Source organism: Bradyrhizobium sp. USDA 4532 (genome assembly GCF_024171315.1).
In the GTDB taxonomy this organism is placed as follows: Bacteria; Pseudomonadota; Alphaproteobacteria; order Rhizobiales; family Xanthobacteraceae; genus Bradyrhizobium; species Bradyrhizobium australafricanum.
The window spans coordinates 517834-534393 of record NZ_JALJZN010000001.1 but is presented as its reverse complement, the minus strand read 5'-3'; the positions used below and the strand labels follow the sequence as shown (position 1 = coordinate 534393).

At 65.8% G+C, this 16560-nt stretch carries 13 protein-coding genes and 2 tRNA genes; 2 read left to right on the top strand and 13 right to left on the bottom strand.

All coding sequences use genetic code 11. The features are described from left to right. Positions 1-17: 17 nt before the first annotated feature. The 6 genes from J2R76_RS02495 to J2R76_RS02470 all read right to left on the bottom strand — a co-directional run bounded on the left by J2R76_RS02495 (position 18) and on the right by J2R76_RS02470 (position 7352). Positions 18-755 carry a Crp/Fnr family transcriptional regulator gene (locus tag J2R76_RS02495; protein WP_083715044.1) on the bottom strand — a complete coding sequence of 246 codons (738 nt, stop codon included), beginning with the start codon at positions 753-755 and terminating at the stop codon, positions 18-20. Between the two features lie 334 nt (positions 756-1089). Beyond that, positions 1090-4452, bottom strand: coding sequence for an adenylate/guanylate cyclase domain-containing protein (locus tag J2R76_RS02490; RefSeq protein WP_076828545.1), 3363 nt, complete (start codon positions 4450-4452; stop codon positions 1090-1092). A gap of 225 nt (positions 4453-4677) precedes the next feature. Next, complete coding sequence (locus J2R76_RS02485) at positions 4678-5829, bottom strand: slipin family protein (protein ID WP_076828543.1); 1152 nt, start codon at positions 5827-5829, stop codon at positions 4678-4680. Between the two features lie 338 nt (positions 5830-6167). Next, positions 6168-6234 (bottom strand) — tRNA-Ile (locus J2R76_RS02480). A 2-nt stretch (positions 6235-6236) separates the two neighbouring features. Further along, positions 6237-6308: transfer RNA gene (locus J2R76_RS02475), tRNA-Phe, on the bottom strand. A 225-nt stretch (positions 6309-6533) separates the two neighbouring features. Next, positions 6534-7352, bottom strand: a complete 819-nt coding sequence (locus J2R76_RS02470) for a LysR family transcriptional regulator (RefSeq protein WP_076828541.1) — start codon at positions 7350-7352, stop codon at positions 6534-6536. A gap of 123 nt (positions 7353-7475) precedes the next feature. Between J2R76_RS02470 and J2R76_RS02465 the strand changes: the two genes are divergently transcribed. Then, positions 7476-8069: a cysteine hydrolase family protein gene (locus J2R76_RS02465; RefSeq protein ID WP_028336826.1), complete on the top strand. Its 594-nt coding sequence runs from the start codon at positions 7476-7478 to the stop codon at positions 8067-8069. Positions 8070-8092: 23 nt separating this feature from the next. On the opposite strand, the gene J2R76_RS02460 is transcribed toward J2R76_RS02465, so the two are convergent. From J2R76_RS02460 to J2R76_RS02430, 7 genes are all read right to left on the bottom strand, one after another. Continuing rightward, positions 8093-9589 (bottom strand): AMP nucleosidase, encoded by a 1497-nt coding sequence (locus J2R76_RS02460; RefSeq protein ID WP_076828540.1) that lies wholly within the window; start codon positions 9587-9589, stop codon positions 8093-8095. 122 nt (positions 9590-9711) lie between these two features. Further along, the gene (locus tag J2R76_RS02455; protein WP_256520316.1) at positions 9712-10944 is read right to left on the bottom strand and encodes a tlde1 domain-containing protein; all 1233 of its coding nucleotides are present in this window, start codon (positions 10942-10944) and stop codon (positions 9712-9714) included. A 330-nt stretch (positions 10945-11274) separates the two neighbouring features. After that, entirely contained in the window at positions 11275-11970 is a 696-nt protein-coding gene (locus tag J2R76_RS02450; RefSeq protein WP_076828538.1) for a DUF899 family protein, read from the bottom strand. A 78-nt stretch (positions 11971-12048) separates the two neighbouring features. Continuing rightward, complete coding sequence (locus tag J2R76_RS02445) at positions 12049-13551, bottom strand: glycosyltransferase family 39 protein (protein WP_076828536.1); 1503 nt, start codon at positions 13549-13551, stop codon at positions 12049-12051. A 7-nt stretch (positions 13552-13558) separates the two neighbouring features. Then, complete coding sequence (locus J2R76_RS02440; protein ID WP_076828534.1) at positions 13559-14692, bottom strand: glycosyltransferase family 2 protein; 1134 nt, start codon at positions 14690-14692, stop codon at positions 13559-13561. Positions 14693-14940: 248 nt separating this feature from the next. Beyond that, positions 14941-15147, bottom strand: coding sequence for a hypothetical protein (locus J2R76_RS02435; protein ID WP_057018442.1), 207 nt, complete (start codon positions 15145-15147; stop codon positions 14941-14943). 67 nt (positions 15148-15214) lie between these two features. After that, complete coding sequence (locus tag J2R76_RS02430; RefSeq protein WP_028339943.1) at positions 15215-15586, bottom strand: hypothetical protein; 372 nt, start codon at positions 15584-15586, stop codon at positions 15215-15217. A 139-nt stretch (positions 15587-15725) separates the two neighbouring features. Here J2R76_RS02430 and J2R76_RS02425 point away from each other — a divergent pair, with 139 nt between their 5' ends. Beyond that, positions 15726-16559 (top strand): DUF72 domain-containing protein, encoded by an 834-nt coding sequence (locus J2R76_RS02425; protein WP_076828565.1) that lies wholly within the window; start codon positions 15726-15728, stop codon positions 16557-16559. Position 16560 lies beyond the last annotated feature (1 nt).

Below are 16560 nucleotides of genomic sequence, written 5' to 3'. Positions count from 1 at the left end.
CGCAGCAGGGAACGCGCTCACACGGCGTCGTCAGCCTCGATTTCCGGGATACCCGGATCGTTAGCCGGCGCCATTCCTCGCGTTCGAACCCTGTCGCCCGAGAAGATCTCCTCGGCCTCGATACGCATGACGCGATGGCATTCGCACGCCGCCGCCAATAGCCGCGCCCGGTCGATCTCGATCTGGCCTCGTTGATCTGACCTGATCGCACCGCGCTTGCGCAGATTGCCCATCAGCAAGGTCACCGTCGTTCGTCGCACGCCGAGGATTTGCGACAGCGCTTGCTGGGTCAGCGGGAGGACGTCGCTGTCGACGCGGTCGCGAAGCTGAAGCAGCCAGCGCGCCATCCGCGCCTCGACCGGGTGGAGCGCATTGCAAGCGGAGCCGAGCTGAAACTGGATCAGCATCGATCTGACGTGCTTCTGGATTGCCTGCCGAATCCCCGGACTGCGCCCGAAAGCGGCGTGAAAGCGCGCCGCCGGAACCCGCGAGGCGGTACCAGCCGCACGAACGACGGCGGTAATGCCTGACGGCGAGGCTCCGAGAACCGAAAGACTGCCCACGGCCCCGTCGCATCCGACCACGCCGGTTGCGACCGTCTGCCCATCCGCCATGTCGATCATCAACAGGATCGCGCCGCTGTGAGGAAAGAAGACGTGGTCGATCTCGTCACCGGCGCGCGCCAGGACTGCATCCTGTTCGAGCGCAACGGTCTCAAGTTCGGGTCTCAGGAGGTCCAGATCCGCCGGCGACAATGTCGCGAGAAGGCGATTACAAGTTCCACCGGAAATGCTCACCTGCGGGAACGTCAAGGGTCGCACAGCATACTCACTCGAACACGGGATCAAAAACATATTCCAAACGCTTGACCGCAAGGCGGAATTCTCCGCGGCGGCGTCCTTAAAGTTAGATGCAAATGCGCCGCCGGACGCAATAGCAAAATGCGCATCGTTACACCGTAGAACTTCGGGAACCCAACAGTTCCAGTTTCGCATCGCTCGCGCCGCGCGCCAGATCCGACCCTTCTCTTTCACCATCTGCGCGGGCGTGGGCGGACGCGGTGCGACCGCGCCGCCGCTGCGGCACCCGTCAAGACGCGCGCGAGTGGCGGTCCGGCCACCGATGCGCCTGCGTGAGCAGTTCCTGCGCGTCCTTGATCTCGCCGAGATCAAGCGCCGGATCGAAACCGGCGAGCACCGGCGCCAGCAATTGAGATATCTCCTCTGCGCGGCCGCTGCGGCTGTAAAGACGTGCAAGTCCCAGCGCGCTGCGCAGCTCGAACGTCCTGGTCTGCTGCCTTCGAGCAATCTCGAGGGCACGACGGAAGGCATCCTCGGCGCTGGACATGTCGGGGCTGTGACGATGCGACAGCAGCCCAGCCTGCACGCGGTACAGCTCGGCATCCAGCCAGTGCTGCCCGGACTGCTCCGTCGCCTCGATCAACTCATTGATGATGTCGAGCCCGGCATCGACATGCCCGGCCTCCGCATTCGCCACGGCAATCTGCAATCCCCAGAACGGTTCACAGAGGTAGCAGTCGTTCTCGTGAAGCAACGACCAGCCACGCTGCATCTCCGCGAGACCTGCGGCGCGGTCGCCGGCACGCCACTTCTCCAGACCGTTGAGATAGGTGCCGGCGGCGACATACAACGGCATCGTGTGGTCGCGCGCCAGGCCCAGGGCCAGGATCGTCTCGGTCTGACGCAACCTGCTGCCGCACAGCCCGTCGAAGACGGCCTTGTGAACCAGCGCATTGGCGCGCGCGAGCGCGCGCTGTTTCCCGGCGACGTCCACCGCGGCGCCCGCGAGCTGCCGGGCCCGATCGATCTCGCCGCGCGGCCAAAGCACCAGGGCGAGAAATCTCATGATGACGAACGGCAAGTCGAGCGTCGACGCCTTGAAGGTTGCCGGATCCGGCTCGGTCGCATAGGCCGCGAAGGCCTGCTCGAGATGGATGCCCGCGTTCAGGTACTCGCCCGCGAACCAGCAGGTTACCCCGCTGGTCCAGCGCGCGACGACGCTCGCCACCGGCGACTGCGGGTGCCGCTCCGCTGCGCCCATGATCGCCTCCGCCAACTCCCGCATCGGCGCGAGCTCGCCGTGGGTCAAGCAGGCGTTGAAGAGGCCCGACTGGATCGGCGCCATTTCGATCGGATCATCGATATCGGAGGCGAACTGCCGGGCGCGGGTCCAGGCGGCGACCGTCTCGGGGGCGCTGTGCCCGAGACTGCCCCGTAGCGCGCGGCCGTAGGCGATTTGCAGATGGAGCCGGCCGATCATCCGATCCGGCTCGTCGGGAAGTTCATCGGCGATGGCGACCGCCTTGCCGAGATGCGCGATCGCCTCACAATAGGCCGAGCGCTTCAGCGCCTGCTGACCGGCCTTGCGCCACCACGCCAGCGCGGTCTCGCCGAGCCCTGCCTCGGTGAAATGGTAGGCGACGACTTCCGGCTCGATCTCGGCCATCTCGGCAAACTTGTCGCGCAACACATCGCCGATATGCTTGTGAAGCAATTGCCGGCGGCTCTTGAGCAAGCTCTCGTAAGCCGCTTCCTGGACCAACGCGTGCTTGAAGCTGTAGCTTGCGTCCGGCGGCACGCCCCGGCGCAGCAGCAGCTCGGCCTCTTCGAGCTGAGCAAGCGCCGCGGCAAGCGTCAGATCGTCGCGCCCTGCCACGCTGCGCAGCAGCGCATATGAGAACTCACGGCCGATCGCGGCACCGATCTGCGCCACCTCCTTGACCGGCGCCAGCCGGTCGAGCCGTGCCATCAGCGAGTCCTGCAGCGTTGCCGGGATCGCCAGCGGCGGCAGCGGATTGTCGAGGCGATAGCGCCCGGCATTCTCGACCAGCAGCCCCGACTCCATGACCATCTTGGTCAGCTCCTCGACGAACAGCGGGACACCGTCCGTCCGCTCGACGATCTGCGCCATCATCTCGCCGGGCAGCAACCGGCCGACGGTCACCTGCTCGATCAGCGCGCGCGTATCCTGCCGGTCGAGCCGATCGAGCCGCAGCAGGCTGACATTGGCGAGCCCCGCCCATGGCGGCTCGAACTCCGGCCTGAACGTCATGAGCATCAGGATCGGCAGCCCCCTGATCCGGTCGACCGCGAGGTCGAGCAGCTCGAGCGACGTGGCATCGGCCCAATGCACGTCTTCGCAGACGACAAGCACCGGCTGCTGCCGGGCGAGGCCCTCGAGCTGGTCGAGCAGCGCTGCGAATGTCTGCCGCCGCTGCTGCGCCGGGCTGAGGCCGAGCGGCGGATAGCGCTCGCCGGTCGGGATCGACAGCAGCGCTGCGATCAGCGGTGTCACGGTGGGCACGTGCTGCGTGCCGAGCGCCAGCATGGCTTCGAGCTTGTCCAGCTTCTGCTCCGGCGCATCTTCCGACCTGATGCCGGCGGCACGCTCGAGCTGGCCGACAAAGGGGTGCAGCGCGCTGTTGGTGTGATAGGGCGAGCATTGATACCGCACACGGCGGTGTGTTCCGGGCGCCAGGCTGTCGGAGAGCATCGCCACGATGCGCGATTTGCCGATACCCGCTTCGCCCGATATCAGCACGGCCTGGCCCTGGCCCTGCCACGCCAGTTGCTGGCGCGACAGCGCAAATTCGATCTCCGCCTTGCGGCCGACGAAGCCGATCGAGCGCGCGGTGCGCACCGCCTCGAAACGGCTTTCCGATGCCGGCTCGCCTTCGACGGCCCACACCGCGATCGGCTCGGAGATGCCCTTGACCTCGCGGCGGCCGAGGTTGCGCAGCGTGAACAAATTGCCGAGCAGCCGGCGGGTCGAGGCCGCCACGACGACCACGCCCGGCTCCGCCAGGCTTTGCAGCCGCGCGGCGATGTTCGGCGCATCGCCGACCAGCGCCTGCTCCTCCGACGCGCCGCCGGAGACGAGGTCGCCGACCACGACGAGCCCGCTCGCGATTGCGATCCGCACCGCAACCCCCTCGTCCGCGCGGGTCTCGAGCTTGCCGATTGCGGCGATGACGTCGAGGCCGGCGCGCACCGCGCGCTCCGCATCATCCTCGTGGGCGCGGGGATAGCCGAAATAAGCAAGGATCCCATCGCCGATAAATCTGGCAACGGCGCCGTCATATGTCGTGATCACCTGCGCGCAGGCCGCGCGATAGGCGCGGATCACCTCCCACATGTCCTCGGGATCGAGACGTGCCGATAACGCCGTCGAGCCGACCAGGTCGCAGAACATCACGGTGAGGTGGCGGCGCTCGGCATCGTGCGGTGAAACCGGCGCGGCGATCAGTTCGGCTTGATTGACATCGGCGATCGCGCGCAGCATCTTGCGGCGATGGCCGAGCAGGACGCCGAGCCTGTCGAAGTCTTCATCCGTCAGTTCGGGAAGAACGCCGAGGTCGATCCCGTTCTCGGCAAAACGCAGCGCGTATTGCCCAAGTCCCAGCTTCTCGAGCCATTCCGCAATCTGCTGCACTGGCTTCACCGACGGGTTGACGGCTGGCCGAATGGACCACGGTGCATGAACGTTATCGCAATCTGACCGGAGTGGCACCTCTGTTTTGCGGCGTGACGCAGGAGATGCGAATTGTGCAGTGGCGGTGCCCGGTTACAGCCGTCTGCACGCTAACATTCGTACGAGTGCCGGCGGTCCGTCCCGGCGAAAAAATCGAAGGGCCGCCCGTGGGCGGCCCTTCCTGTCTTACGCGCTCTCGGGCGCCTTGAGACGCACCAGCTTGGTCAGCAGCGCATCGAGGCCCTGGCCCTCCCCCGCATGCAGGTCGATGCGGCCGACCTTCTCGACCAGACGCTCGAGCGACTCCAGCTCCTTGAGCCGGAGCAGCAGAGGGTTCTCCTCCATCAGCCTGGCGGTGTTCAGGAGCGAACGCGTCGCCGCGGTCTCCTCCTGGCGGCGGATCAGGTTGGCCTTCGCCACCCGCTCCGCCTCCACCACCTTGTTGACCAGCTCGCGGATCTCGCCGGGCAGGATCACGTCCTTCACGCCGAGCTCGGTGACCTCGACGCCGCTGTCCGCGACACGATCGCGGACGAAGTCGCGAAGCTCCGTATCGAGCGCCGTCTTCGCGGACAGCACCTCGTCCAGCGTGCGGCCGGCCACCGCCTCGCGGATCGCGAACTGCACCAGGCGGTACAGCCACGCATCCACGTCGGGCACCGTTGCCACGACCCGCTCGGGATCGACGATCCGGCGGAACGCGGTCAGCGTTACGCGCAGCGCGATGCGATCCTTGGTCAGCATCTCCTGCGCCGTGATCTCGACCGCCTGGGGACGCAAATCGAGGCGCTTGACCTCGATCTTGCGGCCCGCGATCCAGAACGCGTGCCGGCCGGGCGCGAGCCGCTCGACCAGCTTGCCCTCGACCGTGAGCAGACCGGCCTCGTGGTTCTCGACCACCGCCTCGGTGATGACGCCGGCCCGGTTGGGCTGGATCATCGCGAGGTGGCGTGCCGTGACCCTGGGATCGCTGGTGACGTCGATGCGCTCGACCTCGACCGACGTCGCGATCTTCCAGTACACGCGCGTCTGCCAAGGCGTCATCAGTTGCACGGGACGGCCGTCGAGGCTGACGATCGCGATCTCGTTCGCGCGGGTTTCCACCGCCTCGAACAGCTCGTCGGCGAGATCAGGCCGCGCGGCCTTGATCACCGCGAAGCGATCCGCGGGGAATTCGGTCCGCACGACGCTGAACAGCTCGGCCTTGAGCTGATGCAGGGGATCGAACAGGCGGTGACGTCCGGGCGCGAGCACCTGCTCGAGCCGGCCGTTGCGCGTCAGCAACGCGCGCTCGCCATCCTTCACCGTCAAATTGGTCGTCAAGAAGTGCCAGGTCATGACACGCCTCCATCGTTTGCCATCAGGCCCATGGGCCTGAGAGCGGGTTGCATTTGGCAAAGGACGTGAGGACGCGAACGCGGCTTCCTGTCAGCCAAGCGGGCCGTGGCTTAAGGCTTGCGCGATGACGGGCGCACGCGCGCGTTCGCGCGACGAATGTCGCGCGGCCGAGCGGAGCCACCCGGCATCAGCGCAAGCGGTATCCACCGCGGCGCAAAGCCGGTCTCACAGTGTCGATGTTCGGACGAAATGCCTTGCGGCAGGACGGCCGGACTGCGACTGAAACGCGCGTCCGGTCCCCTTCAGAGGTATCAGCTTTACAGGCTGAAACGGAGCGCTTGGAGCGGGAATCGAACCCGCGACCCGATGAGTATCATTCACCTGCTCTAACCAACTGAGCTATCCTTTGTGAGAGACCGGATTCGAACCGATGCCTTCGGGACTTCATCCCCGACGCTCGACCATGAGCTTCATCTCGCGATCTTCATTTCGGCGGAACACGACACCGCAAAGCGGCTCGCGCCAGTCGGGATCTCAACGAGCCCGAACCCGTGGCCGAAGCGAAGGAGCGGGCTAATAGACGAAGCACGTCCGGGTTGCAAGAGGGCTGCGTGTGATTTTTTCATGACGGGGCGCTGCTGTGACCCACGCGTCGCGGCACGTCCCGTCATTGCGAGGGCACCTCACCCCCTCTGCGTGGCATCCTACAAGCAGGCGCGCAGCCAGTCGATGGTGACGCGCGTCGCCGCGTCGCGCTTGAGATGGTTCTGCACCAGGAGCCAGACGTCGCGTCGCTTCGGCAGCAGCGTGGCGCGCAAACGCTGGTCGGTCAGCAGGTCGGCACAGCTGTGCTCCGGCAACACGCCGACCGCGTGATGCGACTGAATCAGCGTGTGGATGATCCGGACATTGTCGGTGACGCAGCGCGCGCGAAGCCGCTTCGCGCGCAGGAACTGCATTTCCGGAATCCCTCCAAGCTCGTCGGGATAGGCGCACAGCATCGCTTCGCCCGCTGTCGTCGCGGCCGGCTCGAAGAAATACAACCTGACCTCGGCAAGCTTCGAGATCGCAAAGTCGCCCTTGTCCGGCTTGCGCAAGCGGATCGCGAGATCGGCCTCCCAGCGCGAGAATTTTACATTGTCGCTCGACGTCAGAAACTGCAGCGTCAGGCCTGGATGGGCGCGCAGGAATTCACTTGTGCGCGGCGCCAGCACCTCCTCGGCGATCGCGCTGGTGGAGGCGATGCGCAGCCGCCCGACCGGACCAGGCAGGCTTTCGCCGATCCGGCCGATCTCCTCGGCATGCGCGGCCATCGCCTCAATATGCGCGAGCACCATGTCGCACTGCCGGGTCGGCTTGCGAACGCCATCGACGGCCTCGAACAGGCGCAGGCCGAGCGCGCGCTCGATCCGCGCCAGCCTGCGCCCGACCGTGGTCTCGTCGATGCGCAGCCGCGCGCTGGCGCCCGCGTAAGTGCTCTCATCCCTGACGGCCGCGATGATGCGAAGATCGTCCCAGTTCATGGCGGCAGGCTACATCCTGCGGCGGCCACCTGCAATAACGCAGCCACTGGCTGCAGTATCCCTGCATAACGGCAGGCCGATCCCGGGCTATGTTTTCGGCGATACATCCGCTGGAGAACGACCATGACGTCAGCCAAGACATTGATGCAGCTTGCCGGTATCGACCTCACCCCGCCCCGCCTCGGCGACAGCTGCCTGGTGCTGATCGATATCCAGAACGAATATCTGGCCGGTCCGCTGGCGCTGCCCGACGCCAACCCGGCGATTGCGCGCGCCACCGCATTGCTCGCGCGCGCCCGTGAAAGCGGCGCCGCGATCATCCACATCGCGCACAAGGGCCAGCCGGGCAGCCTGTTCGACCGCAGCGCGGAGCGTGGCGCGATCGTCGCGCCGCTGGCGCCGCGGCCGGGCGAGATCGTGATCGAGAAGCAATTGCCGAACGCGTTCGCCGGCACCGACCTCAACGCGCAGCTTGCCGCGACCGGCCGCAAGGAGCTGGTGCTGGCCGGCTTCATGACGCATATGTGCGTGAGCTCGACGGCCCGCGCCGCGCTCGATCTCGGCTTCCGCACCACGATCGACGCCGACAGCTGCGCCACCCGCGACCTGCCCGACGGCGTCGGCGGCACGATTGCCGCAAGGCTGATTCACGACGTCGCGCTCGCCGAACTGTCCGACCGCTTCGCGATCATCGCCCGCGGCAACGCGCTTGCCTGAGGGCCGCCCCGCCCGGCGTTGCGCTACTGAAACGCGACCTCGGCGAAGCTGCGCAGCTTGCGCGAATGCAGGCGTTCGGATTCCTGCTGCTTGAGCCGCTCCAGCGCCTTGAGACCGATCTCAAGGTGCTGGCCGACGCGCTGGCGGTAGAATTCGCTGGCCATGCCTGCGAGTTTGATCTCGCCGTGCAGCGGCTTGTCGGAGACGCATAGCAGCGTGCCGTAGGGTACGCGGAAGCGATAGCCGTTGGCGGCGATCGCCGCCGATTCCATGTCGAGCGCGACCGCGCGCGACTGCGACATGCGCCGGATCACCTGCGGCCCGCTGATCTCCCAGTTGCGGTTGTCGACGCTGGCGACCGTGCCGGTGCGCATCAGCCGCTTGAGCTCGAAGCCGGTGAGCCCGGTCACCTCGCCGACGGCTTCCTCAAGCGCGACCTGCATCTCCGCAAGCGCCGGGATCGGCACCCAGAGCGGCAGCTCGTGATCGAGCACGTGGTCCTCGCGCACATAGCCATGGGCGAGCACATAATCGCCGAGCCGCTGCGTGTTGCGCAGTCCGGCGCAGTGCCCGATCATCAGCCAGGCATGCGGCCGCAGCACCGCGACGTGATCGGTGATGTTGCGCGCATTGGACGGACCGATTCCGATATTGATAAGGGTAATGCCGCGATAGCCGGGCCGGACCAGATGAAAGGCCGGCATCTGCGGGACGCGTTCGGACGGGGTCCCGGTGATGCCGCCGCCGAGCCGCGCATTGTGCGTCATCACATTGCCGGGCGCGACGAAGGCCTCGAGACCGGCCTCGCCCGACGCAAGGCGCTCCTGGGAAAGCTGCACGAAGGCATCGACATAGAACTGGTAGTTCGTGAAGATCACGAAATTCTGGAAGTGCTCCGGGTCGGTGCCGGTGTAGTGGTAGAGCCGGCGCAGCGAGTAATCGACCCGCGCCGCGCGGAACAGCGCCAGCGGCTCCGGCACGCCCGGCGTCAGCTCAAAGGTCCCGTCGGCGATCGCATCGTCCATCGCCGCGAGATCGGGCGTATCGAAGATGTCGCGCAGCGACCTTGTGAACGCCGAACTGTCGGCGATGGTCAGCGCCGCCTCGATATTGATGTCGCGGCGATAGGCGAAATGGATCGGGATAGATTCGTTCGACTCGCCGATCTCGACCGCCACGCCATGGTTCTTGATCAGAAGCCCGATCTGCTCGGTGAGATAGGTCCGGAAGATATCGGGGCGCGTGATGCTGGTCTCGTGGACGCCGGGTCCTGCGACGAAGCCGTAGGCAAGCCGCGAGTCGAGCCGCGCATGCGACGAGGTCGTGATGCGGACGAACGGGTAATGTGCCCGCACCCGCGTCGTGAACGGCACGCCGTTGACATAGGCCTCAAAGCGATTGCGCAGGAATTCAGTGTTGCGCACGTAGATCTCTTCGAGGCGGGCAACGGCCGCGGCGGCATCGACGAACGCTTCGGTCGTGATCGGCGGCGGGGTTTCGATGGAGGGTGTAGGAGACATGTTCGCTTGCACCAGATCCGTTGCCGAGCTTGGACTCGCCCTGGATCAGCACAATATAGCGACTATGGCATCGGGTTCCAGACGTCGATCAGGCCGCAACGGTGGGCCGCTGCCCGCTCTGACTACTGAATCCGCGCGAGCACCGCGAGACGGCGGATGCCCTTGTTACGGTAGGCGTCGAGGAACGCGTAATAATCCTTGAACGAGACGCAGCCGTTGGAGTCGCCGTTCGGACCGAGCATGAAGGTGTGCGCGAGCAGGCCGTCGCGGTTGAAGATCTTGCCCTCGCCGCCGATCGGATTGAGCCGCAGTGCCGGCACGCCGTGGAACAGCGCCTCGCGCGGCTTGAGTTCGTAAATGTGCGGTGGCGTCACGCCGACCATCTTCAGATGCGAGGATCTGGGGTCGTCGAGCCTGGAGCCGAGGCCCGAATGCGCCTCGAGGCGCGTGCCATCGGGCAGGTACACGGTCTTGGCCGAGATGTCGTAGACTGCGGTCTGACGGTCATAGGGCGGCGAGCCGCCGAGCATCGGGTTCTGGTCCAACGTCGAGGGGATGCTGCCGGTCACGTTCGCGTCGGCTGAAGCGAAGGAGAGCAGTCCGCCGCTCGACTCCCGCTTGCCCCACAGTTTTTCGACCATGGTCTGCCGGTCGTTCGATGCGATCGACATCACCGCGGCCTTGGCGCGCGCGGCCATGTCGCGAACGCCGCCGGATTTCGCAGCCTGCTTGGACTCGGCAGGCTTCGCCTCGGACGCCTTATCGGCCCCCTTGGGCTGAACGTCCGCAGCGGGATCGTTGAGCGCCACCTTCAGATTGGCGGCGGCCTGCTTCTTGGCGGTCTCGACCGACTTCGGCGCCGGCAACGCCTTCGATGTCTCGGCAAGCTCCGCGGAGACGACCGCCCTCGCCGCTTCGGCGACCTTGGGCGCAGCGGCCTGCTTGATCGGGTCGATCTGCGATGCGGCGTCAGCCACGACGCTGGATGCGACGCCCTCGGGCGAGGCGGCCGCAAACCGATCGTTAAACATAAGCGACGATGCCGGGGCTTCCGACTTCGCGACCTCGGTCTTCGCGGGCGCCGCCGGTGCTGGCGTCAGGGACGCGAACACCTCGTTGAAGGCAGGCGTCGGCCGCGCAGCGACCGCGACGGGCCGCTTCACCACCGGCGCATCGAACGACGCATTGCCCACGGAGGGATAGACGCTCGCCGCAAAAATGTTGGCGTAAACGGTCCAGGCGCAGCCAAGCACCAGCCCCGCCACCGCGGCGCTGCCGAGGAAATGCTGTGGGAGAATTTTTCGGGAGGATTTCTTGCGGCTTGGCGCCCCAAGAACATACGCACTCGTACCCATACGCCCGGCGCTCAAAACAGGTCCACCTTTGTCCCTCACTCGACGCGGGGTCGAACGGGTGTTCGGCTCAACGTCGCGCGGGGGCACAGACGGCCATTAAGGCGACTTTTAGTTAAATGCGACTTAACCGGATGCGATCCCCTGCAGCGCGGGAAGTGCCTGTGGCGTAGGGCTTTTTTAAGATGACATTGGACCGCCAAAGCGGCTTTTCTGTCCCATCATGGGACATTCCGGTATGCCGCTCCAGCGCGGCATACCGGAATATATTCAGGGGAGAATTTCCTTGCAGATCGCCCCGTAATCGCGCGGGGATCGAGCAAAAACCATCTCTCAGTAGCTGAGCTTCGGATACCAGTCCTTGCCGCGTCCTTCAGGCGTCGTGTCGAGCAAGGTCCACAGCGGATCCATGTCCGGCGCGCCGCGCGGGTCCTGGCCGGGGTCCATCGTGCCCGCCCCCATTTCGCCGGCCCAGAAATGACGGATCGTGCCGTTGTGGCGTGTGAAGACATTGTAGCCCGGCAGGTCGCTGTCATCCTTGTTGACATAGTCGCGCGTGTAATCGCCCGATGCATCCGAGTAGATCCTGTGACGCGTCCAGCCGCGCGCCTTCTTCGCCTCGATCAGGCGTGCGATCGGCGAGCGCGCCACGAACACGAACGACACGCGCTGCTCGATATCGGGCAGCTTCTCCTCCCACGTGCCCATGAACGATGTGCACATCGGACACGGCTTCTCGCGCTGCGGGCCGTACATGTAGCTGTAGATGATGAGGGTCGGCTTGCTGCCGAACAGATCGGCGAGCGATGTCGCACCGGCCTCTCCGATGAACTCATAGGACTTGGCCACCTCGCCGCCCGGCGGCAATGCGCGGCGCAGCGCGGCGACGCGCTCGATATGCCGGCGCAGCTCGATCTCTTCGACGAGCAATTCCTGGCGGGCGCGGCGATACTCGGCGCTCTCATTGGGAAAGCGCCTAACATTGGTCGTGGCGAGCTCGGTGGCGGGCTTGAGGACGGAACTGGTCATGGTTGGAACCTCGCGTGGTTGACGGGCTGTCTGGAAGACGAGCCGGCCCCGGACGATCCGACACTCAACGGCGAGGATTTATTGCAGTTCCGGCGGCGAGGAACGGTCGAGGATCTCGCCCTTTGCGCCTTCCAGCAGGTCGAGCGCGTAGGTCTCGATGGTCAGCGGCCCCCGCATGCGCTTGGCTTCGGCCACCGTTTCGATATGGGCGAAATTGTCGCGCAGCGAGGCCGGCATCGCCTGCTCGACCTCATGCACATAGAGCAGCTTGCCGGACAACTGCTCAGGGCTCGGCTCTGACATGTTGACCCAGCGAATGCGCTGGCCCTGCTGGGCGACGCAGGTGCCCTTGGGGAGATAGAAGGCGAGCCAGCCGGTGGTGCCGTAATCCGCCGCCAGCACGCAGCTCGCGCCGGTCCGCACGCGGGTCGCCTCGATCTCGTCCGCAAGCTCCGGCCAGCCGACACCGACGCTGCGCACGGTGGCGTCGCGGCGGTAGCCCGAGAGCAAACCGGTGTTGGCCTGCACGATCAGCAGCGCGAACAGCACGACGCCGAGGGGCGCGGCCCAGCGGCGGCAGAAATCGACCGTGCGCTGCTCGCGCGGCGCCCACTGCACCTGGACTGCCGCGACCGCGGCCGCTACGGCAAAGGCGGGATAGACCGGCGCGAACCAGTTGGCCTCGACCCGCGCATGCAATGCGTGCCAGGTGAAGTAGACGACGATGGTCCAGAACATCGTGTTGACCAGCACGCGCGCCTCCAGCGCGCCGGCGCGGCGCCGATAGAGCGCGTAGAGGCCCATCACGCCGAGGATGAAGACCAATGGCGTTGCGAACGCAAACTGGGTCGGGATCAGCTCGGCGATGTAGGTCGGCCGGAAATCCTCGATCCGCGCGCGGCCCATCTGCTTGATGAACGACACCCAGTGATGGTCGGCATTCCAGCGGATGACCGGGCTGAACAGGCCGAGCGCGACCAGGCCGCCGAGATAGAGCCAGGGCGACAGAAACCAGCGCCGCAGCTTCGGCACCATCGCAAGCCAGATCAGGATCGCCGGACCAAAGAACAGCGCCGAGTATTTCGACAGCAGCGCCGCGCCGGCGCTGGCGCCGACCGCAAGCCACCATTCGCCGCGACCGCTCTCCAGCACCTTTGCCAGCGCGTACAGCAGGAGGCTGGCAGCGACCAGCAGCGGCGCATCTGGCGTCACGATCAGCGTGCCGACGGCGGCCATCAGCGTGACATTGAGCAGGATGGTTGCGCTCGCGGCGATGCGCCGGCCGCCGAACAGGATCTCGGCCGCCCGGTAGATCGCCCAGCTCATCGGCAGTGCGAGCAGGATCGACACCAGCCGCACGCCGAACGGCGTATCGCCCGCGATCATGGTGCCGAGCCGGATCACCACCGCCACCATCGGCGGATGGTCGTAATAGCCGCCGGCGAGCGACTTCGACCACATCCAGTAATAGGCTTCGTCGAAAGTCAGCGGCGTCCATGCAGCGGCGGCCAGCCGCAACACGACCAGCGCGCACACCGCAAGCGCGGTGTTTCGGGCCAGCCGCGCCTCGTCCGCGTTCATGCCACCGTCATCGCTTGCGCCAGACGAACAGCCCGGACATCGCGTAATTCCACACCACGCCCATCAGCGCGCCGGCTGCGCCCGCCAGCCACCAGATCGGCTCCTGGTCGTAGACCGAGAACGCGACGCCGACATTGGCGAGCAGGCCGACGCTGCAGACCAGATAGAACAGCAGCAGGCCGCGCAGGATGCCAAAGCCCTTCAGCCGCTGATCGCGATAGGTCAGGAAATTGTTGAGGATGAAATTGCTGGTCATGGCGACGATCGCACCGGTGGCCTGGGCCTCCGGGAATGGCGCCTTGAACAGTTCGAGCGCGATGAACAGCACGGTGAGGTGCACCACCAGGCCGAGCCCGCCGACCGCCGCGAACAAAATGAAGCGCAGCGAGATCAGATCATTGGTCAGCTTCGCCAGCACCAAACCGAGGAAGTCGAGCGCGACCATGGAGTCGAGCTTGCTCTCGCCATGCTGGCGGGCACCGAACGTGTAGGGAATCTCGACCGCGCGCAGCTTGCCCTCCGCAGTCGCTACGACGTCGAGCAGAATCTTGAAGCCCTGCGTCGACAGCTGCGGCGCGAGCTGCTCGAAACGGTCGCGGCGGATCATGAAGAAGCCGCTCATGGGGTCGGCGATCTCGACCTTCAGCGCGCGGCGCGCGATCTCGGTGGCGAACGCGCTGGCACCGGCGCGCTGCTTGTTGAAGCCGTCGGCCTTGTAGCCCTCGATGTAGCGGCTGCCGACCACGAGCTCGGCCTCGCCGCTCTGCAGCAGCGCCACCATCTTCGGCAGCTGGGTCTCGTCATGCTGCAGGTCGGCGTCCATCACCGCGGCATAGGGCGCGCTCGAGGCCAGAATGCCCTCGATGCAGGCGCCGGACAGGCCGCGCCGGCCAATCCGGCGGATGCAGCGCACGCGGGAATCCTTCCGCGCCAGCGCGCGCACCACGTCCCAGGTTCCGTCGGGCGAATTGTCGTCGACGAAGATGACTTCCCAGGACACGTCCTTCAGGATCGCGTCGAGCCGGCGGTACAGCACCGTGACATTGTCGCGTTCGTTGAAGGTCGGGACGACCACCGAAAGCAGCGGCAAGCTTGCTGCCTGCGATGAGGTTTCGGGGCTCGGCTTGATGGCTTGGTTCATGAGCGCCAGCGTATAGCCGCAGCCTCTCCCGCTGCCAAGGCAGGCCGACCCAAACGCACGCTCGGAAAGCGGGAAAACGGGGCAAAACACCCCTGAAAATGCCAACGACCACGAACAAGGGGCGCGCGTACATCCGGCGCAGCCAATCAATGTCGTGGTCGTCCGGCGCCGGAGCCCTGAAGCTGCAACGTCGCCGTTGGAAGCAAGATAGGAAGGTCCCAGGCGGTCCGCAAGGGGCGCAGGAGGCGCTAGTTGTTCGGGACTTCCCGGATCACCGGGCCGCGTGGCGCCGGGGCTGCCGGCGCGGCCTCGGCAGCTGGAGCCGCCTGCGGCTGTGCGGCGGACCGGGTCGGGTTACGGAGCTGGCTCGGCGACGGCCCGTAGATGAACGCCGCCGCCAGCGCGACGGCCGCGACCAGTGCGCCCAAGAAACCTGCCGTCGATTGTGATCTCATGCCGATGATCCCCTCGCCTGCGCGGATTGATATCAAAAATCGGCCGGCCGCAACAGGATTTGGGAACCTATTTGGCCGCGGCCCTGCGCCGGGTGAAGGCGGTCACGATGTCCTTCTGCGCGAGCTCGATCGCACGGTTGGCGGTCGTCAGATTCGCGTCGGCGTCCTGCTTCGGAAATTGCAGCGACAGGAAGTCGATCAGCGACACACGGAAGTTCTGCCGCTCCGACGGACAGACATTGGCGATCAGCGAGGTGAACTCCTGGTCGGACATCGCCTTGTTGCTGTCGCGGGGATATTCGCGGGCGAGACAATTCCAGTAGGCGTCGCGGCCGGTGATCGCGAGCTTGTGCGCATCGTCGACCTCATCGGCCATTGCAGCGGAGGATATGGCGGCGGAGGACATGATCAAGAGGGCGGCCGCAACCAGCATGCGCATTGTTGTTCTCCATTTCGGCGCATCGTAGCGAAGAGCGACAGCGACGATAAGCGCCGCCGTGCCGATCTGGCAAACTGGCCAATCACGATTATTTTGATTAGTCTTGCTTCCTGTTCCCTCCCTCACGATGAGTGCAGTCGTGGCCAAAGCTCCCACCAAGGCGACCAAAACCAAGACCGACGCAGGCAACATCTATATCGGCATCGGCGGCTGGACCTTCGAGCCGTGGCGCGGGGTGTTCTATCCGGAGAAGCTCGCGCAAGCGAAGGAGCTGTCCTACGCCGCCTCCAAGCTGACCTCGATCGAGATCAACGGCACCTATTACGGCTCGCAGAAGCCGGAGAGCTTTCGCAAATGGGCCAGCGAAGTGCCCGACGGCTTCATCTTCTCGCTGAAGGGACCACGCTTCGCCACCAACCGCCGCGTGCTCGCCGAGGCCGGCGATTCGGTGAAGCGGTTCTATGATTCGGGCGTGCTGGAGCTGAAGGACCGGCTCGGGCCGGTGCTCTGGCAGTTCGCGCCGACCAAGAAGTTCGACGGCGCCGATTTCGGCAAGTTCCTCGAGCTGCTGCCGCGCAAGCTCGACGGCCGCGCGCTGCGCCACGTCGTCGAGGTCCGCCACGACAGTTTTTGCGTGCCCGAATTCGTCGCCCTCATTCGCGAGCACGAGGTACCGGTGGTGTTCGCCGAGCACGGCAAATATCCGGCGATCGCCGACGTCGCGAGCGACTTCGTCTATGCGCGGCTGCAGAAGGGCAATGACGAATTGAAGACCTGCTATCCGCCGAAGCAGCTCGACGCCTGGGCCAAGCGGTTTCAGGACTGGGCCGCCGGCAGCGAGCCCGACGACCTGCCGAAGGTCGAGAAGACCGCGCCCAAGAAGGCGCCGCGCGACGTGTTCGCCTATGTGATCCACGAGGGCAAGGTCCGCGCGCCGGCCGGCGCGATGGAACTGATCGAACGGGTGAAGTGAG